Source organism: Streptomyces sp. R818 (genome assembly GCF_056172735.1).
The window spans coordinates 190,999-209,983 of sequence record NZ_JAOCNE010000005.1; the positions used below are offsets into that span (position 1 = coordinate 190,999).

Here is an 18,985-nt window from a genome sequence, read left to right on the forward strand (position 1 = left end):
ACTCCAAATACCGAGGGCGGGAGGGCGGGGACGGCTCACACATTCGCATGAGGGCGAGGGCCGTCCGGCGTTCGGAGGAAACGCTCTAGGGGAATCTCTAAGCACGTCGTGGGCGTCGCGGGCGTACTTTTTCGGGCCGGCCGCCCCGGGAAGCGGCGGCGGATGGTAGCCAGCCCGGGAACCGGCCGCAAGGGCGATGTTCTAGGCGAATGCCGGAATCGCGGCGGGCACGCTGGGAGGTATCCCGAATCGCAAGAAGGGCAGACCCATGGCACCGACACCCGCATCCGCGCCGTCGCGCGATGAGGAGGCCGGCACACGGGCGGCGCTGGCCGCTTCGGCGGCGACCGTCGACGGCGGTGTGCTGAGCGACGCGGAGCTCGCCGCGTGGCTGGAGGAGCGGCGCCGCACACAGCCGCAGCAGGTGGAGCGGGTGCCGTTCGCGGAGCTCGACGGCTGGCGGTTCGACCCGGGCACCGGCGACCTGCGCCACGCGAGCGGCCGCTTCTTCTCGGTGCACGGGCTGCGGGTCCGCTCGGACTTCGGTCCTGTCCCCGAGTGGGAGCAGCCCATCATCGACCAGCCCGAGATCGGGATCCTGGGCATCGCCGTACGGGACTTCGACGGCATTCCGCATCTGCTGATGCAGGCCAAGGCGGAGCCGGGCAATGTGAACGGGATGCAGTTGTCGCCGACGGTCCAGGCGACGAAGAGCAACTACCGCAGGGTGCACGGCGGTTCGGCCGTGAAGTACCTGGACTGCTTCCGCCGCCCCGAGCCGGGTTCGGTCATCGCCGATGTGCTGCAGTCGGAGCAGGGGTCCTGGTTCCTGCGCAAGCGGAACCGCAACATGATCGTCCGGGTCGGCCCCGAGGTGGAGGCCGGTGAGGACTTCGCCTGGCTGACGCTCCGCCAGGTCAACTTGCTGCTGCGGCAGGACAACGTGGTGAACATGGACTCCCGTACGGTCCTGTCGTGCCTGCCGGACTGGCGGCCCGACGCCACCGAGTGCGGCGCTTCGCTGCACACGGACAGCGAGATCCGCAGCTGGATCACCCGGCGGCGGGCCGAGCACGACGTGCACGTGGTGCCGATCGGGCTCGCGGAGACCAAGGACTGGCGGCACGACCCGGACGCCGTGTCCCACGTGGGCGGACACCACTTCAGCGTCGTGGCGGTCGACGTCGTCTCCGGGCGGCGCGAGGTGGCGGCGTGGTCGCAGCCGCTCATCGAGCCGCACGGCACGGGCACGTCGGCGCTGTTCGTGCGCCGGGTGGGCGGCGTGCCGCACGTCCTGCTGCGCGCCCGCGCCGAGGCCGGGTTCCTGTCCGTCGTCGAGCTGGGCCCGACGGTGCAGTGCACCCCCGAGAACTACGCGGACCTGCCGCCCGACGCCCGGCCGCCGTACCTGGACGAGGTCCGCGACCGGCGCGGCTCGGCCGTCTACGACGTGCTGCTCTCGGAGGAGGGCGGGCGGTTCCTCAACGCCCAGAGCCACTACGTGATCATCGAGATCGAGGACGACATCCCCCTGGTCTCCGACGAGTTCCAGTGGGTGTCGCCGCGCCAGGTCGACGAACTGCTGCGCTACAGCCACCACCTGAACGTGCAGGCACGCACTCTGATCGCCGCCCTGAGGTCGCTGTGACGGCGCCCGCGGCCCGGCCGTTGCGGCTCGGCGCGATCGGTACGTCGTCGATCGCGTGGCGGCGCGTGCTGCCCACGGTGGCACGGATGCCGCAGTGGGAGCTGGTGGCTGTCGCCGGACGTACGGCGAAGAAGGCGGCCCTGTACGCGGAGCACTTCGGGTGCGCGGCCGAAAAGGACCCGGAGGCGCTCCTCGCCCGGCCCGACATCGACGCCGTGTACGTGTCGACCCCGACGGCTCTGCACCACGAGTGGGCCGAGCGGGCGCTGCGCGCGGGCAAGCACGTCCTGGTGGAGAAGGCCATCGGGACCGACGCGGCCGAGGCGCGCTCGCTGTGCGCGCTCGCGGCGGAGCGGGGCCTGACGCTGCGGGAGAACTTCATGTTCCTCCACCACCCGCAGCACGACAGCGTGCGCGCCCTGATGGCCGACGGCCGGCTGGGACGGGTCGCCTCCTTCCGCGCCGCGTTCTGCATCCCTCCCCTGCCGGACGACGACATCCGCTACGACCCGGCCCTGGGCGGCGGCGCGCTCCTCGACGCCGGCGTGTACCCGCTGCGGGCCGCCGCGCTGCTGCTCGGTCCGGGCCTCGAAGTGGCCGGCGCTACGCTGCGCACCCGGGCCTCGGACGGCCTCGACCTGTCGGGACAGGTGCTGCTCGTGTCCCGGTCGGGGGTCCTCGCCGAGCTGGCGTTCGGCTTCGAGCACACCTACGCGTCGGCCTACACGCTGTGGGGCGACCGGGCGCGGGTGACCGTGGAGCGCGCGTTCACCCCGCCCCCCGCCCACCGGCCGACGCTCGTCATCGAGGAGCAGGACCGCGAGGAGCGGCTCACGCTGCCCGCCGCGGACCAACTGGCGCTCCTGCTCGACGAGTTCGCCGAGGCGATCCGCGCGGGCGCCGGGCCGCACACGGACTCCCTCGTCGGCACGATGGAGCTGGTGGACACCATCCGCAAGGTGGCAAGACGGGCTGAACTTTAGGAAAATCCCGATCATGATTTCGTTAATCTGAGGCCATGATGGTCAAGACAGCCAAGACGCGCACGCGGACCTTCACGCAGAATGCACGGCGAGCCCAGATAGTCCAGGCGGCTATCGAAACCCTCGCCGAATCCGGTTATGCGAAGGCGTCGTTCACGAGGATCTCCCAGCAGGCCCAGCTCAGCAGCACCGGGATGATCTCGTACCACTTCTCCGGCAAACCCGAGCTGTTCGCGGAAGTCGTCAACACCATCATGGAGAAGGTCGACAACATGGCGGTCACGCGGATGAACGCGGAAAGCACCTGCCGCGGGAAGCTCGGCGCGTACATCACGTCCTATTTCGACTTCGTCGCCCGGTATCCGCTCCACAGCCGGGCACTCACCGAGATCGTCCGGATGATCCGGCACGGGCAGATCACCGGCCTGGAGAACACCGAACGCACCATCTTGTCGGTGGACCGGCTCGTCACACTCCTCGAACAGGGCCGTGGCGCCGGGGAGTTCGCAGACTTCGACTGCCGCACCATGGCTCTGGCCGTGCGCGGCGCCATCCACAACGTCCTGCGCCACCACCTGTCCGAGGTGGCGATGGACCTCGACCGGTGCGCCCGCGAACTGGCAGACATGTTCGACCGCTGTACACAGGCCGTACAGCGCACGCCGTAAGGCCCTCCCCTGGAGCACACTTCATGACCTCCCCCACATCCAGTCCCGAGCCCACGACGACTCCCCCCACCACCTCCGAGAAACCCTCCTCACGCTGGGGTTTCGTCATCACCGTCGTCTGCGACATCGTGTTGCCCGTCGGGCTCTACTACGTGCTGCGCGCGGCCGGCGCGAGCGAGATCACCGCTCTGCTGCTCAGCGGGTCCGCGCCCGCGCTGCACACGCTCCACTCCGCGATACGCCACCGGAAACTGGACGCCATCGGCGTCTTCACCGTCGCGCTGCTGCTCGTGAGCGCGCTGGCCTCCCTGCTCACCTCGGATCCGCGCATCGCCCTGGCCCGCAACGGCCTTTTCACCGCGCTCGCCGGTGTCTGGCTCCTCGTCACCCTGTTCACCGCGCGCCCGTTCACCTACCAGGCGCTGGGCACTCTGCTGCCCGGACGCACGGAGAAGCTGGAGCGGCTGTGGGGGTCGGACCCGGCCTTCCGCCGTGTGTGGCGCGCCCTGACCGTCCTGTGGGGCGTCGGCCTGCTGTGCGACGCGCTGCTGCGGCTGATCATGGCGTACACCCTGCCCGTCGACACCGTGCCCGCTCTGGACGGCGTCCTGTACGCGGTGTCGTGGATCCTGCTCCAGGTGATCACCCAGATCGTCCTGTTCCGCTCGAAGACCCTGACCAAGATCTTCGGCGAGCGCGGGCCGGGCCGCCGCGCCTTCGCCACCGCACCTCAGCGGCAGGAGGCCAACGACTGACCCGCCCGGCGATGCACCGTCAACGCCGCGCGGTGTGCGGGCAGTCGGCCGCCGTCTCCAGGATGAGGCGGCGGTGGCTGTCCAGCAGACCGTCGGGCAGCTCGTCGGCGGCGAACCAGCGGGCTTCCAGGATCTCGAAAGGGTCGATGCGCAGGGTTCCGCCGGTGAGGCGGGCCTCGTAGGTCACCTCGACGCGCAGCTTGAAGCCACTGTTCAGCCGCACAAGGCGGCCGACGGCGACGTCGAGTCCGGTCTCCTCACGCACCTCCCGGACGACGGTGTCGCCGAACTCCTCGCTCTTGACCGCGAAGCCCGTGGGAAGTCCCCAGGGACGCCTCTTGGACCACATGCGGTGCCTGAGCAGCAGTACACGCTGCTGCTCGTCCCGCACGATGCCGGTGACACCGACCATGAACTTGGCATGGCTCATCCACAGCACGCGCCACTGAAGGCCGCCGCGAAGCCCGTGCCAGATCCATGCGGTGAACCGCGAAAACACGCTCGGTCTCCCTCCGTGGCAGGGTGCGTCCCCACTCCTCCCGATTGTCCCGCAGCCGCCGGATGCGTTCGCACGCCGGAACCTGGCAAGATCGAGGAATGCCGATCATCGACGTGTCGCCCGAAGTGTCCCTCGCCTACGACACCTTCGGGGACCCCCGAGCGGCTCCCGTCCTCCTCGTCTCGGGTTTCGGCGCCCAGATGATCTCCTGGCACGAGGACCTCTGCCGGGCGCTGGCGGACCGCGGACGGTACGTCATCCGCTACGACAACCGCGACACCGGTCTGTCCACCAGGTTCGACGCGCACCCTGTCGACATGAGCCGGTTCATCGCCGCCGTGGGTGCGGGAGATCTCGCGGCCGCTTCCGCCATGGTCCCCTACCGGTTGCGGGACATGGCCGACGACGGCCTGGACCTGCTCACGGCGCTCGGCATCGAGCGGGCCCATGTCGTCGGGGCCTCGATGGGCGGAATGATCGCCCAGACCATGGCGATCACGCATCCGGAGCGGGTGCTGACCCTGACGTCGATGATGTCCTCGACCGGCGAGCCCGAGTTCGGCCGGTCCACCCCCGAGGCCCAGGCGGCCCTGTTCGCCCCCAAGCCGGACGACCGCGAGGGGTACGTCGCGGCGGCCGACCGGGCCCTCCTGTGGTCCTCCAAGCGCTACGGCGACCCCGTCGCCCTGCGCGAGCTGGCCGCCGACAGCTACGACCGCGGCTACTACCCGGCGGGGACCGGGCGTCAGCTCGGCGCGATGATCCTCAGCGGTTCCCGCGCGGACGCCCTCCGCAAGCTCGACGTGCCGACCCTGGTGATCCACGGCCTCGACGACACCTTGATCGACCCCAGCGGCGGGCAGCGCACCGCGGAGCTCGTGCCCGGAGCCGAACTCCTGCTGCTGCCCGACATGGGGCACGACCGCCCGCGCGAGCTGTGGCCCCAGCTCCTCGACGCCATGGAGGCCCACACCTCGGCCGGTTCGCCCGGTCCGCGGTGAGCAGCCCCTACACGTCGCCGCAGGTCTCACGGACGTAGCCCGCGTCGCCTTCCGGCGTGACGTCGACGTCGCGCCGGACGACGCTGATGTCGTCGCCCCAGCCGTCGCAGGCGCGCTTCAGCCCGCGCCCGGTGTACTCGATGACCATGACGTGGTCGCCGAACGCGTCGGTGTAGTCGCCGCACTCCTGGTACGCGCCGCACTCCTCGACCACCGCGAAGTCGAGGCCCACCTGGTCCCGGGCGGGGGCCAGTTCGACGGTGTTCTTCTGGCCGATGGCCAGGCCCTCGGCGTGGGCGTGCCCGGCGAGGAGGGTGAGGAAGGCTTTGGCGTGGTCGGCGCTGAGCAGGCCCTTGGGTGCCCGCGTGTAGCTGTCGTAGTTGTCGGGCTCGACCGCCTGGAAGCCCTTGGACGCGCACTGGTCGATCCAGCCGTCGACCTTGTCGGCGATCCGCTCGCGCTTGTCGGCGGTGGAGATGTCCAGGATCGCCTCGTCCCAGTCCTTGTCCATGACGACGTCGCCCTCCCGGTCGCGCAGCAGGAGGTCGGCTTCCCAGTCGCCCTCCGCGCCCGGCTGGGCCTGGAAGGCGTTGACGTAGCAGACGTTGTAGACGCCGGGCGCGGGCTTCTCCGTGTGGTCGCGGGCGACGATCTCCACGCCGCCCGGCGGGGTGTAGGCGCCGCCGAGCTGGTAGTCGAAGCCGGCGTGGACGGGCGGGAGGGCGACCTTGCCCGCGCTGGTCGTGCCGCCCGGCTCCCGGGCGTCGTCGGTCGAGCATGCCGTGAGAATGCAGGCGGCGAGTGCGGCGGACGCCGCGAGCAGGGCGGTGGTCCGGCGGGCGGGCAGCTTGTTGTCGCGCATGGCTGACGGGCTCCGTATGAGGGGACACGTCCCCGCCTCGGACGCGGCAGCGGTCCTGGCGACTCGGTCCGGACTCGCGGCGCTGTGCCGCCCTACCGGCTGGGCGTGTCTCTCGGCCGACGGCTCACCGGCAGCCGCCCATGACGCTAAACGATCAGAAAACCGCACGTCAAACCGGGTAGCGGAGGCACCACGCGGCAAGCACAGTAGGCCGTTTGCTCGGGAAGAACCGATTCAGCAACCCACGATCGAAGGAGCGCGCGTTCCGTCGCGGACGGCCGAGGGCATCTCTGGCCCCGACCAGACGCAAGAAGAACCCAGGAAGGACCTCCCCGTGCCCCTTCGCTCCCTCGCCGTCGCAGCCGGCGCCGCCGTACTCCTCGTCGCCGTGCCCAGCTCGGCCTCCGCCGCGAACGGCCAGTTCCGCTACTCCTACACGACCGCGGACGGTCACGAGGCCGTCGGCTTCCTGAACGATCCCGCCAGCGGCCAGTGCGTCAACCTCGCGCCCGCCGCGTCCGAACCCGGATCCGCCTCACGGGCACCCAAGAACCACACCGACGCGACCGCGACGGTCTTCCTCGGCACCGACTGCGAAGGCGACACCTACTACACCCTGCGCCCGGGCAAGGGAGCCTCCGACCGCCTCCTCGTACGCTCCGTCGTCTTCTCCTGACAGCCCCTGAGCACCAGGGCGCGGACCGTCGTCGACAGTGCCGGGGACCAGGCCCGCGCCCTCCGCAGGAGTCAAGTGGACACCCGGCCATGGCGTATCCCAAGATCGAGCCCACCTGGAGTCATCGAGTCTCTGAGTCACCGAGTCACCGAGTCACCAAGTCACTGAGTCGAAGGAGCAGCATGCGGCGAATACTGATCACCGGGGCGTCCCGCGGGATCGGCCGGGCGGTGGCCCTGGCGTTCGCCGAGCGCGGCGACCGCGTGGCGGTCCACTACGCCTCCGGTCACGCCGACGCCGCCGAGACGCTTCGCCTCCTGCCCGGCACCGGCCACACCAAGCTCTCCGGGGACCTCGGCGATCCCGAGGCGGCGCGGGAGGTGGTCGACAGTGCGGTGCGGGCCCTCGGCGGGGTCGACGTCCTGGTCAACAACGCGGCTGCCGCGCCCTCCGCCGAGACGCGGCACGCGGTGGCCGACGTGTCGTACGAGGACTGGCAGCACAACTGGCGCCGCATGGTCGACGTCAACCTGCTCGGCGCGGCGAACGTGACCTACTGCGTCGCGCGGCACCTCATCGAGCGCGGCGACCCGGGCAGCATCGTCAACGTCGGCTCGCGCGGCGCCTTCCGGGGCGAGCCCGACTTTCCCGCGTACGCGGCGAGCAAGGCCGCGCTGCACGCCTTCGGGCAGTCGATGGCCGTCTCGCTGGCGCCGCACGGCATCGCGGTGACATCCGTGGCGCCCGGCTTCGTGGCCACCGAACGGCAGAGCGCCAGGCTGGCGGGCTCGCAAGGTGACGAGCTGCGCGCGCAGAGTCCGTTCGGGCGGGTCGGAACACCCGAGGAGATCGCTGCAGCCGTGCTCTACCTCGCCTCCCCCGAAGCGGCCTGGTCGTCCGGGACGGTGCTCGATGTGAACGGCGCCTCGTACCTCCGGTCGTGAGCCGGACGTCAGCCGGGATTCTTGCCGGCCAAGCCGGGTGGTTCTCAAGGCTCGCCCGGCGGGCGCAAGGCGCCCGGGCGGTGGTGGAGGCGGCGCCAGCGGCGAGCCCGCCTGGAAGACCGTCCCGTCCTGGTACCTGATCGCGACGCAGGACAAGGTCATCCCGCCCGCGGCCCAGCGGTTCCCGGACACCATCGTCCTCGTCCACGGCTTCCGGGTGACGCCGCGCAGCCGGGAACACTGGATCAACCGTTACTTGCGCCCGACTGCCCCGGCTTCGAGGTGGAGGCCGAGGCGCTCAACGCCGACCCCACCCCGATCGAGGAACTCACCGTCCCGTCGATCATCTCGTCGCTCGAGAAACTGATCGACGGTCTCGGCACGCAGCCGATCATGATGGGCCACTCCGCCGGCGGCGTGTTCACCCAGATCCTGCTCGACCACGGCTACGGCAGCGCCGGGGTCGCCATCAACTCCGCGCCCTGTACGAGCGGCACCACATCCCAGCCTCGGGCCATGTGTGCTTGGGGCAGCGCCCTGGCCGACATCCATCCCGGGCACGCCGCCTCGTACGTGAACCACCGCAATGACGACCGGGCACCGCCGCTGTTCATCTAGAGGCCTGGCTCGGCCCGCGGAATCTTTCAGCACGACGCACGTGTTGCCCTGATGATCGCCGGGCGGGCGGGCGGACAGCTGCCCGGCGTTCGGCAGAGCTGGTGCCGACGATGGAGGAGCCCCGTGCCACCGACCGATTCGCCCCTGCGGAAGCTGGGCTTCCTGACCATCGGCCTGTTCGACGAGGCCGATCCCCGGCGGGGCCACGAGTCGACGCTGGAGATCATCGAACTGGGTGAACGGCTGGGCTTCGACAGCGCGTGGCTGCGCCATCGCCACCTGCAGTACGGCATCTCCTCCCCCGTCGCCGTCCTCGCCGCGGCCTCGCAGCGCACCAGCAGGATCGAGCTGGGCACCGCGGTCATCCCCGTCGGCTGGGAGAACCCGTTGCGGCTTGCGGAGGACCTGGCGACCGTCGACCTGCTGTCCGGGGGGCGACTCAACCCCGGTGTCAGCGTCGGCCCGCCGATGCACTTCGAGTCGGTGAAGGGCGCGTTGTACCCCGACACGGCGGAAGCGGAGGACTTCGGTTACGGCCGCGTCGAACGGCTCCTCGGTTTCGTACGCGGCGCACCGGCCACCGATGTCCGCGGCGTCGAGGGCTTCGAGGTGTTCTCCGACCGCGTCCAGCCGCAGGCTCCCGGTCTGGGCCGCCGCATGTGGTACGGGGCCGGCACAGTCTGCGGTCGGCGCGCTGGGCCGGGGAGCACGGGATGAACCTCCTGACCAGCAGCGTCGTCAAGGCCGAGGAATCGGAGGACTTCGCCGAGGTACAGTTGTCGCACATCCGCGCCTTCCGCGCCCACCACCCCGACGGCGCTCGGGCCCGCGTCTCGCAGGGGCTCGTCGTGATCCCCACGGACAGCGCCACGCCCGAGCAGCGCAAGAAGTACGAGGAGTACGCGCGGGTCCGCACCCCGCGCACCACGTCCCCGCAGGGCCCGGCCCGGATGATGTTCGCACCCGATCTGGTCGGCCCGTCGGCCGAGATCGCCGAGCGGCTCCACGCGGACATCGCGTTCCAGGAGGTCGACGAGGTCGCGTTCGCACTCCCCTTCACCTTCGACCACGAGGACTACGTCCAGATCCTCACGGACATCGCCCAAGGCCTCGGCCCGGCCCTGGGCTGGCAGCCGACCGGCTGAATCCGGTTGCGGGCGGCCGGTGGCCTCAGGACCGTCCGGCGCGGCGGTCTCCGCCTACTGACCGGTGCCCGCCAGGCGGGCGAGTTCGGCGGCGCGGCGGTGGTCCTTGCGGCGGCCCAGGGCGCGCCGCATGGCGATCAGGTCGGTCAGGGCGGCGTAGCGGATGGTGAAGCCCGCCGGGTCGTGGGCTTGGACGGCCCGTGCCAGACAGGGGGTGACGTCCATGGCGCCCCAGGGTAGGGCGGGGGTGCACAGGTCGCCGCTGACGCTGGTGAGCTGGTAGGCCACTTGCGGCTGGTCGAGGACGGGCGGGGTGACGCAGCCCGCGACCGTCAGGGCAGCGCGCAGGGCCCGGGCCTCTGCGGGAGTGCCGTCCCACAGCAGATCGAGGTCGCCGGTCAGCTCCTGCGAACCGTGCAGGATGCCGGCGACCTGGCCTATGACGACGGCGCGGGAGCCGGACCGGTGCAGGGCACGGAGGAAGGGGAACGGGTCGAAGCCGAGCGCGCCGTCCGTGGCGAACGTACCGGCGTCGTCGTCGGCCTGCTCCGGGCCGCGCCCGGTGGCGGCGCGTTCACGGGCGGCGTCGTGGATACGCCGTACGGCCTGACGAAGTCGAACAGCGGCGGGCTCACTCATGCACCGCATTCAACAGCAGCCACCTCCCCTACTTCTGCTCCGCGCTCGGACGCGTCCGCCGCGTCCGCCGCGTCCGCCCGCGCATCGTCAGGGCGTAGCAGCCCGCCGCCACCGCCATGCCCAGCGGCAGTGTGAGATCGATGCCGCCCGCCGCCGCGGCGATCGGGCCGGTGTAGAGGGTGTCGACGCTGAGGGCGGCCGTGGTGGTGCCGAGGGTCAGGGCCGCCGCTCCGGGCCAGTTGACGCCTCGGCGGTACCAGAACGGGCTGCCGGGGGTCTCGTCGCAGAGGGCGGGGCCGTCGTAGCGGTTGCGGCGCAGGACGATGTCGGTGGCGTAGATCGCCGTGCTGGGGCCGAGCAGGACCACGGTGAGCTGGAGGACGTTGTTGACCGTGTCGAGGAAGTTGGAGACAAGGAGTGCGTAGAGGGTGAGGCCGACGGCCGCCGTGCCGTCGAAGAGGACGCTGACGGAGCGGCGGATGCGCAGACCCACGGCCTGGAGGGCGAGGCCGGCGCTGTACGCGGTCAGCGCGTTGATGGCGATGGTGCCGAGGACCAGGGCGAGCAGGAAGACCGGCGTGAACCAGCGCGGCAGGATCCCTTCGAGGGCGGACTGCGGTTCGCTCATGTCGACGACGGTCGCGGCCAGGGCGCCGAGCGAGCAGACCACCATGCTCGGCAGGAACCCGCCCAGCGCGGTGAAGCCGATGACCGCCCTCTTCGACGTCGTGCGCGGCAGGTAGCGGGAGAAGTCCGCGCTCGTCGTGTAGGAGAGCGGGCCCGAGGCGATCAGCGTGACCCCGGCGAGGATCGTGGCCCACAGGTCGACACCGGTGAGGCGGTGCTGGGGGACGTAGGTGAAGTCGGCGTGCCGGACGACGCTCACGGCGACCACGGCGAAGGTCGCGGCGAGGGCGAGCGTGATCAGCGGGTACAGCCTGACGATCACGGCGTGGCCGTAGACGCTGATGGTGAGCGTGAGCGCCGCGATGACGACGATGACCACCGTCTTGACGCCCGTGTTCGCGGTGACGCCCGCCTTCTCGACGAGGGAGAACGCGGCGACGGACGCGGCCGACAGGTTGAGCGCGAAGTAGCAGACCGAGATCATCCAGCCGGTGACGGCGTTGTTCACGCGGTTGCCGAGCACGCCGAACAGCGCCCGTGTGATCACCTCGCTGGGCGCGCCCGCGGCGGGGCCGGAGACGGCGAGGAGCCCGGTGAGCGTCCAGAAGGCGTTGCCCACCACAAGCACCGCGAGGGCCTGCCACAGGGTGAGCCCCATCAGGACGAGGGCGCCGCCGACCACCAGATTGAGGTAGTTGACGTTCGCCGCCGCCCAGACGGAGAACAACTCCCGCGGTCTGCCCCGGCGTTCGGCGTCGGGTATGTGGTCGATGCCATGTGCCTCGATGCCGTGTGCTGCGGTGGCGTGTGCCTCGGTGGCGGGCGCGGTCGTACGGGCCTCCGGCCGGGCTCCGGGCGGGGCCGCGGTCGTGCCCTCGGCGTCCGGGCCGGGATCTGGAAGCGTCGACGCCATGGAGTCCTCCGGGGTGCTGGTCCTACCCACCTGCTTGCTTATTGGTCGCACACTCAATAACGTGCCGCTCATGCCGTCAAGCGCTCCGAGCAAGCGAATCCGAAAATCTCCGGCCACCAGACGTGCGGAAATCGTTGCGAGAGCCGCTTCCGTTGCGCTTTCCGAAGGACTGGAGTGCGTGACGCTCCGGCGGATCGGCGAGGAACTCGACGTCCGTCCCGGGCTCGTCAGCCACTACTTCCCCTCGGCGGAGGAACTCGTCGCGGAGGCATTCGGAAGCGCGGCGACGGGCGAACTCGACGCCCTGCTGCCCGAGCGATCCACCGGGCGGGAGGAGCCCGGAAGTTCCGGGGAGCCCGCGACGCTGCGGCTCAGCCGGTTCTTCAGCCGGACGACAGGGCCCGTCTGGGACGACATCAGCCGGCTCTGGATCAACGCCCGCCACCTCAGCCGCTACCGGCCCGCGCTGCGCGACCGCGTCGTCGAACAGGAGGCGATGTGGCGCGGGCGCCTCACCGCCCTGCTCGCGGACGGCGCCGGGCGCGGTGAGTTCCGTACGGCCGATCCGGAGGTGGTGGCGATGCAGATCCTGGTCGTCCTGGACGGGCTCGGCGCGGACGCGGGCGCCGGCTCCGAGCAACTGCCCCCGGCGATCACCAGGATGGCGGTGACCCTCGCCGAACGCGAACTCGGCCTGCCGCACGGGTCACTTGCCCCGCTGAAGCCCTGATTCCCCGAGCCCCCGCCCCCTGGCCCCTGGAGTCCCCGCCGCTGAGTCCCCGAGCCTCCGCGTCCCCGCCCCTGCGCGCCGCTCAGCCACCCCGTCACCCGAACGCCGACGCACACCTGGAGCAACCCCATGGCCCCCGACCTCGTCCTCCTCAACGCCCGCCTGCTCGACCCCGCCACCGGCGACCGTCTCCCCCACACCGCGCTCGCCGCCACGGACGGAGCGATCAGCGCCCTCGGCGACGACCGGGCCGTCCGGGCGCTCGCCGGGCCCGGCACCACCACGATCGACCTCAGGGGCGCCGTCGTGACCCCCGGCCTGGTCGACGGCCACCTGCACCCCGTCTCCGGCGCCGAGCTGACCCACGGCCTCGACCTCTCCGGCTGCACCGACCTGGACGGCGTACGGGACGCGCTGGCCCGGCACAAGCGGGAGCTCGCGCCCGGGGCCTGGCTGCACGCGTGGGGGCTCGATCCCAATGTGTTCGGCGACCGGCCCGTCGAGGCCGCCGCCTTCGCGCCCGTTCTCGACGGGACACCCGCGCTGCTCCAGCTCTTCGACGCCCACTCCATGGTGGCGAGCCCGCGCGCCCTCGAACTCGCCGGGGTCGACGGACCCCGTACCTTCGACCAGGCCGCCGAGGTGGTGTGCGACGCCGACGGCGGGCCGACCGGGCTGCTCCTCGAGGACGCCGCCTGCGAACTCGTCGAGCGGGCCGCGCCGAAGCCGACGCACGAGGAGCGCCGCGACCGGCTCGCGCAGGCTCTGCGCGCGATGGCCGCGGCCGGTCTCACCGGCGGGCACGCCATGGACGCGAACGGCGACAGCCTCACGCTCTACGCCGCGCTCGACGCCTCCGGCGACCTTCCGCTGCGGCTGCGGGTGGCGCCCTGGTGCCAGCCCGGCGCGGATGCGGAGGCGCTGCGCGCGCTGATCGAAGCGCAGGGCACGGGCGGCGAGCTGTGGCAGACGGCGGGCGTCAAGCTGTTCATGGACGGCACGATCGACAACGGCACCGCCTGGCTGGAGCGGCCCGACTGCCACGGCGAGTCGACGCACGCGTTCTGGCCGGACCCGGCCGCGTACACGCACGTCATCGGCGCGCTGCACCGGGCCGGAGTGCCGACGGCGACGCACGCCATCGGCGACGCGGCGGTGCGGCACGTGCTCGACTCGGTCGAGAAGGCGCAGTCCGGCAAGGCGGGGAGCGCGGGCCCGCGGCATCGCGTCGAGCACATCGAGACCGTGCCGGACGACACCGTACGACGCTTCGCCGCACTCGGCGTCGTCGCCTCGATGCAGCCCACGCACTGCTGCGACTTCACCCGGGCCGACCACACAGACAACTGGTCGCGGCGGCTCGGCGAGGAGCGGGCCGGGCGGGCGTGGCGCTGCCGCGACCTGTGGGACGCGGAGGCGACCGTCGTGCTCGGGTCGGACTGGCCCATCGCCCCGTACGCACCGCTCGGCGTCATGGCAGGCGCCCGGCACCGTCGCCCGTCCCGCGACCTCGCCGCGCCGCCGCACGGCCCCGAGCAGGCGCTGACCGGTACGGAGGCGCTGCGGGCGATGACGGTCAACGCCGCGTACGCCGCGGGCGAGGAGCGGATCGCCGGGCGCCTGGGCGTCGGGTTCCGCGCCGACCTGTCGGTGTTCGCCGACGACCCGGCCACGACGCCCGCGCTCGACCTTCCGCGGCTCCCTGTGCGGTTGACCGTGGTGGGCGGGCGAGTGACCTACCGCGCGGACGACTGCTAGCCCCTCGCGCGGCACGTCACTGTGTCGGAGGGGACGGATCGTGAGCGGTGGTGGAGCTGAGCACTTTCAGGGAAGGTGCCTGATATGGACACCGTTGTGGAGAAACAGCTGCACCGGCACGCGTCCACGCACGAGCGGGCGCGGAAACTGGTGGCCCAGACCCGTGCCCTGGCCGCCCGGCATCAGCAACTCGCCCTCCGGCACCGGCAGGTACTCGCCGCCTACCAGGCCAGACTGCATGCCAGGAACTCGGGCCGTACCGGGTCGGCCTCCACGTCAGCGAGCACCCCGGGAAGGGAACTGGCGGCGGCGCGCCGCGAGATCGAGCAGCTGCGCGAGGCCATGGCCCGTCGCCCCGTCATCGATCAGGCCTGCGGCATCCTCATGGTGCAGGCCCACTGCGGCTCCCGGCCGGCCTGGGACCTCCTGGTGGAGACCTCCCAGCGCACCAACACCAAGCTGCGCGACGTCGCCGCGATGATCGTCACCGCCCACACCGAAGGCCACTGGCCCACACATGCGGCGGCCACCCGGGTGCACACCTGCGTCTCCCGGCTGCTGGCCGCGCGCAAGCCCCGCGGGCAGCGGCGGGCCTGAGGACGTGGACGGCCCGGCTAGGCGGCGTCGGTGGGCCGGGACCGCCGGGCCCGGGCGGTGGAGAGCATCCGCTGCGCGTCGCTCCGCATGCGCTGTGCCGTCGCGTAGCAGGCCTCGGCCTTGGCGTGCATGATCGCCGCCCGGTCGGCTGCGGCCCACGCGTGCTGACACATCATCGCGGCGTGTCGCCGCATCAGCGTCGCGTCCGCGCTTCGAGTCGTCTTCACTGATCACCTCTCCTCGCCGTGCCGACCGCTCGCCTCGTCGGGCCGACCGTTCTCCTCGCCGTGCCGACCGCCCGAATCGCCGGGCCGACCGCCGGGCCGATCGCCGGGCCAACCGCTCGCATCGTCCGGCCAACCGCTCGCATCGTCCGGCCGACCGTCCGCATCGCCAGGCCAACCGTCCGCATCGCCGGGCCAACCGTTCCCATCGCTGTGTCGGCCGTTCGAACGCCTCGGCCGCAGCCTCCGACGGGCGGGGTCCAGGCCGGCCGGAGGCCGCCGGCCTCAGCGCGCGAGGCCGCGCCTCCAGCCTCCTCCCCCTTTCGCCCCCGTGCGAGGACGAGGCGGAAAGGATCGGAGGACAGACCTGTTCCGGACGACAGGTGACAACCGGGCGTCCCTTTCGGCCCACTCGCACGGCCACCCGCCACCCGCCACACCCGCACCGGCCCTGGGCGGCCGATGCGGGTCAAGCCGATAAACGCTGCGCTTCGTGACTCCTGCCGCCCCCTCACAGGCGGTAGAACATGATCACTCAACAGCGATCATCCAGGCCGCGCAGAACCGAGGAGCTCCGCCCGCCCGTGGCGGAGCGTTCACTCCTGCCACTTCCCAGGGAGAGCTCCGAGACCGTGGGCACACCGTTACCGCCGGGCTGGGAGGTCCGTGTCGTCGACACCGGCGACACCGTCCTGCTGCGCGTCCACGGCGAACTCGACATCGCCACCGCACCCGCCCTGCGGACGGTCCTCGCCCCGCTGGCCGCCCGCTGGTGCGAACTCGATCTGGGCCACGTGACGTTCATCGACTCCAGCGGCGTCAACCTGCTCACCCGCCACCAACGCCGAGCGGCACAGGCGGGCGGCCACCTGCGTCTGGTCGCCACCACCCACGCTGTGCGCCGTGTCCTGGACATCACCGGCACCACCGGCCTCCTGATGACCGAACCCCGCCCGCTCCCGCCCGACGACAGCCCCGGCCCGTAGCACGCCCGCTTCCCGTCCGGCGGCGCCGCCGCCCCCTTGTCCCGCTCGATCACCGGTGTCACCATCGGTCCGCACTTGCGGACCGCGGCACCACGGAGGGCACATGAGCACGGGCACGAGGCGGGCGGGCGGCGCGCTGGCGATCGGCGCGGCGGTCGCCGGGCTCGGCGCGGGGGCGCGCTGGCTCTGGCGCCACCAGGCCGACATCGCGTTCTCCCGGCCCGTCAACGAGTGGGCGTTCACGCACATGTCCGCCGTGCTGCCCACCGAGCCGGTGCCGCGCGCGGCGGTGCCCCGGCCGTTCCCGGTCAGGCCCGGGCTGCGCGACTTCGCGTACGGGCACCAGGGCGAGCGGCGCACCCTGGCGGAGCTGCACGCCCGTACGCACACGACGGGTTTCGCCGTGCTGCACCGCGGGGTCCTGGTGCGCGAGGAGTACCCGGGCCGCTTCGCCTCGCCGACAGCCAGGTTCCAGCTGTTCTCACTGACCAAGTCGGTGACGTCGATACTCATCGGCATCGCGCTGGAGGAGGGCGCCCTCGGCTCGACGGCCGACAAAGTGGTGTCGTACGTTCCCGAGCTGGCGGGCAGCGCCTACGACGGCGTGACGGTCGAGGATCTGCTGCACATGTGCAGCGGCGTGGAGTTCGTGGAGGACTACGCCGACCCCGAGTCGTCGTTCGCGCGGTTCGAGCGGGCGGTGTCGGGCGGCGGTTCCCTGCTCGACCTGGTGCGGTCGTTGCCGCGGGCGGCCGAGCCGGGCGGCACCTTCACCTACTCGACGGTCGACTCCCAGGTCCTCGGCTGGGTCCTCGAGTCGGCGACGGGGCTGCCGCTCTCCCAGTACGCGCACAGCCGTCTGTGGAGCCGCATCGGCGCCGAGCGCGACGCGTACTACTTCCTGACCCGGGGGCGGCCGCGCACCGCGCTCGGCGGCGGCTCGTTCAACGCCTCGGTGCGGGACATGGCCCGGGTGGGCCTGCTGATGGCGCGCGGCGGCGAACTGGACGGGAAGTCGATCGTGCCCGCGTCCTGGGTGGAGCGCAGCCGCCGGGCGAGCGCGCCGCACCTGGCGGTCGGGGCGCTCGGCACGGACCTTCCCGCGCACTACGGATACGCCAACCAGTGGTGGACCCTGGCGGGCGAACAACGGGCGTTCACCGGGATCGGCATCCACGGGCAGTACCTGTGGGTCGACCCCGAGGCCGATGTGGTGGTGGTGAAGACCAGCGCCTGGAACACCGCGGAGGACGAGGCGCGGGACGCGGAGACGGTGGCCGCGCTGTCGGCGCTGGTCGCGCATCTGAAGGCACACGGCTGATCCGGGAGTGCCTGGCCGGCGCCCCTGCCCGGACGGAGGCGGTGGCCCGGCTCCCCCGTACAGGAAGAGTCACCCGCACGCCCGGTCCCGCATGCGCCTGATGCCCGTAGCCCACAGGGTCGGGAGCAGGTGCGGAACGGGCAAGGGGACGGTGTGGGCCAGGCTGGGACGCTCATCCTGATCATGGTGGCGGCGGTGCTCGCTCCGCTGCTCGCCCACGGGGCGGGCCGCTGGGCACGGATCCCGGTGGTGATCTTCGAGATCGTCCTCGGCATCCTCCTCGGCCCCGACGTGCTCGGCTGGGCGCACGGCGGCGAAACCATCGACCTGCTCTCCGACCTGGGCCTGTCGATGCTGATCTTCCTCGCCGGGTACGAGATCCAGTTCGCCGAGATCCGCGGGGACACGCTGCGCCGCTCGGTGTGGGCCTGGGTGGTCTCGCTCGCTCTGGGGCTCGGCCTCGCGCTGGCCCTGACGGGCTTTGACCTGGCCCGCACCGTCATCATCGGCACCGCCCTGACCAGCACGGCGCTGGGCACGGTCCTGCCGATCCTGCGCGACAGCGGCGACCTGGACGGCCGCTTCGGCACGGTGATGATGGCGTTCGGCGCGGTCGGCGAGTTCGGCCCGATCATCGCGATGTCCGTGCTGCTCAGCGGGCGCGCCCCCGGAGCGGCCACGGCCGTCCTGGCCGGTTTCGCGGCGATCACCGCGGTCGCCGTGTTCTGGGCGCTGCGCCCGCGCGCCTTCTGGTTCACCGAGGTCGTGCGGAACACGCTGCACACCAGCGCGCAGTTCGCGGTCCGCTTCGTGATGCTGCTGCTTGTCGGGATGCTCGCGCTGTCCCGCGCCTTCGGGCTCGACGTGCTGCTCGGCGCCTTCGCCGCGGGCCTCCTCACCCGGCTCGTGCTGCACGGTTCGGCCCCGGAGAGCGGCGAAGAGGTGCTGGGGAAGGTGGAGGCGATGGGCTTCGGCTTCCTGGTGCCGCTCTTCTTCATCGTGACCGGCATCGAGTTCGACCTGTCGTCGCTGCTGCACGGCGGCCGTCCGCTGCTCCTTGTGCCCGTCTTCCTCGTCCTGTTCCTCCTCGTCCGGGGCCTGCCCGCGTACGTGCTGGCGCCGCGCGACCTGGCGCCGCTCAGCCGCAGGGCGCTGACCCTGTACTCGGCCACCTGCCTGCCGCTCGTCGTCGCCATCACGACGATCGGCGTCGACGAACACGTGCTGGCCGGAAGCGACGCGGCGGCGCTGGTCGGGGCGGCGATGATCTCCGTCCTCGTCCTCCCGCTGCTCGCGATGCGGTGGCGCGCACGGGCCCGGAAGGTGCGGCCCGGACTGGCCCGGTCGGTCGAGACCGAGAGCTGGTGAACATCCCTCCCGCGGGGGCACCC

The 18,985-nt window shown here is 71.8% G+C and carries 19 protein-coding genes and 1 pseudogene; 15 read left to right on the forward strand and 5 right to left on the reverse strand.

The annotated features are described in order from the left end of the window. Nucleotides 1-268: 268 nt before the first annotated feature. Genes N5I75_RS16010 through N5I75_RS16025 form a run of 4 tightly spaced genes read left to right on the forward strand, consistent with a single transcriptional unit; the run spans nucleotide 269 to nucleotide 4,054 of the window. Nucleotides 269-1,648 (forward strand): NDP-hexose 2,3-dehydratase family protein, encoded by a 1,380-nt coding sequence (locus N5I75_RS16010; RefSeq protein WP_476678091.1) that lies wholly within the window; start codon nucleotides 269-271, stop codon nucleotides 1,646-1,648. Continuing rightward, complete coding sequence (locus N5I75_RS16015) at nucleotides 1,645-2,631, forward strand: Gfo/Idh/MocA family protein (protein WP_476678093.1); 987 nt, start codon at nucleotides 1,645-1,647, stop codon at nucleotides 2,629-2,631. The genes N5I75_RS16010 and N5I75_RS16015 overlap by 4 nt, the downstream gene beginning before the upstream one ends. Before the next feature lie 35 nt (nucleotides 2,632-2,666). After that, nucleotides 2,667-3,299 (forward strand): TetR/AcrR family transcriptional regulator, encoded by a 633-nt coding sequence (locus N5I75_RS16020; RefSeq protein WP_476678095.1) that lies wholly within the window; start codon nucleotides 2,667-2,669, stop codon nucleotides 3,297-3,299. A 23-nt stretch (nucleotides 3,300-3,322) separates the two neighbouring features. After that, nucleotides 3,323-4,054 carry a VC0807 family protein gene (locus tag N5I75_RS16025; protein WP_476678097.1) on the forward strand — a complete coding sequence of 244 codons (732 nt, stop codon included), beginning with the start codon at nucleotides 3,323-3,325 and terminating at the stop codon, nucleotides 4,052-4,054. 19 nt (nucleotides 4,055-4,073) lie between these two features. Here the strand turns inward: N5I75_RS16025 and N5I75_RS16030 are convergent, their stop codons facing one another. Then, on the reverse strand, nucleotides 4,074-4,484 hold the full coding sequence (locus N5I75_RS16030) for an NUDIX domain-containing protein (protein WP_476678179.1): 411 nt from the start codon (nucleotides 4,482-4,484) through the stop codon (nucleotides 4,074-4,076). Between the two features lie 167 nt (nucleotides 4,485-4,651). Here N5I75_RS16030 and N5I75_RS16035 point away from each other — a divergent pair, with 167 nt between their 5' ends. Continuing rightward, nucleotides 4,652-5,554, forward strand: a complete 903-nt coding sequence (locus N5I75_RS16035; RefSeq protein WP_476678099.1) for an alpha/beta fold hydrolase — start codon at nucleotides 4,652-4,654, stop codon at nucleotides 5,552-5,554. Nucleotides 5,555-5,561: 7 nt separating this feature from the next. Here N5I75_RS16035 and N5I75_RS16040 read toward each other — a convergent pair whose 3' ends face one another. Then, nucleotides 5,562-6,416 (reverse strand): endo alpha-1,4 polygalactosaminidase, encoded by an 855-nt coding sequence (locus N5I75_RS16040; protein ID WP_476678101.1) that lies wholly within the window; start codon nucleotides 6,414-6,416, stop codon nucleotides 5,562-5,564. Nucleotides 6,417-6,750: 334 nt separating this feature from the next. Here N5I75_RS16040 and N5I75_RS16045 point away from each other — a divergent pair, with 334 nt between their 5' ends. The 4 genes and pseudogenes from N5I75_RS16045 (at nucleotide 6,751) to N5I75_RS16060 (ending at nucleotide 9,799) form a co-directional block, all read left to right on the forward strand. Next, entirely contained in the window at nucleotides 6,751-7,092 is a 342-nt protein-coding gene (locus tag N5I75_RS16045) for a hypothetical protein (protein ID WP_476678103.1), read from the forward strand. Nucleotides 7,093-7,274: 182 nt separating this feature from the next. Next, nucleotides 7,275-8,036, forward strand: a complete 762-nt coding sequence (locus tag N5I75_RS16050) for an SDR family NAD(P)-dependent oxidoreductase (protein ID WP_476678105.1) — start codon at nucleotides 7,275-7,277, stop codon at nucleotides 8,034-8,036. A 282-nt stretch (nucleotides 8,037-8,318) separates the two neighbouring features. Continuing rightward, on the forward strand, nucleotides 8,319-8,654 hold the full coding sequence (locus N5I75_RS16055; protein ID WP_476678106.1) for a hypothetical protein: 336 nt from the start codon (nucleotides 8,319-8,321) through the stop codon (nucleotides 8,652-8,654). Nucleotides 8,655-8,777: 123 nt separating this feature from the next. Beyond that, nucleotides 8,778-9,799, forward strand: a pseudogene (locus N5I75_RS16060) (LLM class flavin-dependent oxidoreductase). Between the two features lie 54 nt (nucleotides 9,800-9,853). Here the strand turns inward: N5I75_RS16060 and N5I75_RS16065 are convergent. Together N5I75_RS16065 and N5I75_RS16070 are read right to left on the reverse strand one after the other, a co-directional pair. Next, nucleotides 9,854-10,438, reverse strand: a complete 585-nt coding sequence (locus N5I75_RS16065) for a hypothetical protein (protein WP_476678108.1) — start codon at nucleotides 10,436-10,438, stop codon at nucleotides 9,854-9,856. A gap of 28 nt (nucleotides 10,439-10,466) precedes the next feature. Continuing rightward, nucleotides 10,467-11,978, reverse strand: coding sequence for a purine-cytosine permease family protein (locus N5I75_RS16070; protein WP_476678181.1), 1,512 nt, complete (start codon nucleotides 11,976-11,978; stop codon nucleotides 10,467-10,469). Between the two features lie 178 nt (nucleotides 11,979-12,156). On the opposite strand from N5I75_RS16070, the gene N5I75_RS16075 reads away from it, so the two are divergent. The 3 genes from N5I75_RS16075 (at nucleotide 12,157) to N5I75_RS16085 (ending at nucleotide 15,063) form a co-directional block, all read left to right on the forward strand. Further along, the gene (locus tag N5I75_RS16075; protein WP_476678109.1) at nucleotides 12,157-12,708 is read left to right on the forward strand and encodes a TetR/AcrR family transcriptional regulator; all 552 of its coding nucleotides are present in this window, start codon (nucleotides 12,157-12,159) and stop codon (nucleotides 12,706-12,708) included. Nucleotides 12,709-12,837: 129 nt separating this feature from the next. Next, a complete protein-coding gene (locus N5I75_RS16080) occupies nucleotides 12,838-14,466 on the forward strand; it encodes an amidohydrolase (protein WP_476678111.1) in 1,629 nt (542 codons plus the stop codon). Between the two features lie 84 nt (nucleotides 14,467-14,550). Then, nucleotides 14,551-15,063 carry an ANTAR domain-containing protein gene (locus N5I75_RS16085; RefSeq protein WP_476678113.1) on the forward strand — a complete coding sequence of 171 codons (513 nt, stop codon included), beginning with the start codon at nucleotides 14,551-14,553 and terminating at the stop codon, nucleotides 15,061-15,063. Nucleotides 15,064-15,080: 17 nt separating this feature from the next. Here N5I75_RS16085 and N5I75_RS16090 read toward each other — a convergent pair whose 3' ends face one another. Then, complete coding sequence (locus N5I75_RS16090) at nucleotides 15,081-15,290, reverse strand: hypothetical protein (RefSeq protein ID WP_476678114.1); 210 nt, start codon at nucleotides 15,288-15,290, stop codon at nucleotides 15,081-15,083. A 629-nt stretch (nucleotides 15,291-15,919) separates the two neighbouring features. On the opposite strand from N5I75_RS16090, the gene N5I75_RS16095 reads away from it, so the two are divergent. The 3 genes from N5I75_RS16095 (at nucleotide 15,920) to N5I75_RS16105 (ending at nucleotide 18,962) form a co-directional block, all read left to right on the forward strand. Continuing rightward, nucleotides 15,920-16,273, forward strand: coding sequence for an STAS domain-containing protein (locus N5I75_RS16095; RefSeq protein ID WP_476678116.1), 354 nt, complete (start codon nucleotides 15,920-15,922; stop codon nucleotides 16,271-16,273). A gap of 103 nt (nucleotides 16,274-16,376) precedes the next feature. After that, entirely contained in the window at nucleotides 16,377-17,594 is a 1,218-nt protein-coding gene (locus N5I75_RS16100; RefSeq protein WP_476678118.1) for a serine hydrolase domain-containing protein, read from the forward strand. Nucleotides 17,595-17,747: 153 nt separating this feature from the next. Next, nucleotides 17,748-18,962, forward strand: a complete 1,215-nt coding sequence (locus N5I75_RS16105) for a cation:proton antiporter (protein ID WP_476678120.1) — start codon at nucleotides 17,748-17,750, stop codon at nucleotides 18,960-18,962. The last annotated feature ends 23 nt before the right edge of the window (nucleotides 18,963-18,985 follow it).

Coding starts and splice junctions, on each gene's coding strand:
- N5I75_RS16065 (WP_476678108.1), bottom strand. CDS start 10,438: ATGAGTGAGCCCGCCGCTGTTCGACTTCGTCAGGCCGTACGGCGTATC.
- N5I75_RS16040 (WP_476678101.1), bottom strand. CDS start 6,416: ATGCGCGACAACAAGCTGCCCGCCCGCCGGACCACCGCCCTGCTCGCG.
- N5I75_RS16025 (WP_476678097.1), top strand. CDS start 3,323: ATGACCTCCCCCACATCCAGTCCCGAGCCCACGACGACTCCCCCCACC.
- N5I75_RS16020 (WP_476678095.1), top strand. CDS start 2,667: ATGATGGTCAAGACAGCCAAGACGCGCACGCGGACCTTCACGCAGAAT.
- N5I75_RS16080 (WP_476678111.1), top strand. CDS start 12,838: ATGGCCCCCGACCTCGTCCTCCTCAACGCCCGCCTGCTCGACCCCGCC.
- N5I75_RS16050 (WP_476678105.1), top strand. CDS start 7,275: ATGCGGCGAATACTGATCACCGGGGCGTCCCGCGGGATCGGCCGGGCG.
- N5I75_RS16035 (WP_476678099.1), top strand. CDS start 4,652: ATGCCGATCATCGACGTGTCGCCCGAAGTGTCCCTCGCCTACGACACC.
- N5I75_RS16070 (WP_476678181.1), bottom strand. CDS start 11,978: ATGGCGTCGACGCTTCCAGATCCCGGCCCGGACGCCGAGGGCACGACC.
- N5I75_RS16010 (WP_476678091.1), top strand. CDS start 269: ATGGCACCGACACCCGCATCCGCGCCGTCGCGCGATGAGGAGGCCGGC.
- N5I75_RS16085 (WP_476678113.1), top strand. CDS start 14,551: ATGGACACCGTTGTGGAGAAACAGCTGCACCGGCACGCGTCCACGCAC.
- N5I75_RS16030 (WP_476678179.1), bottom strand. CDS start 4,484: ATGAGCCATGCCAAGTTCATGGTCGGTGTCACCGGCATCGTGCGGGAC.
- N5I75_RS16100 (WP_476678118.1), top strand. CDS start 16,377: ATGAGCACGGGCACGAGGCGGGCGGGCGGCGCGCTGGCGATCGGCGCG.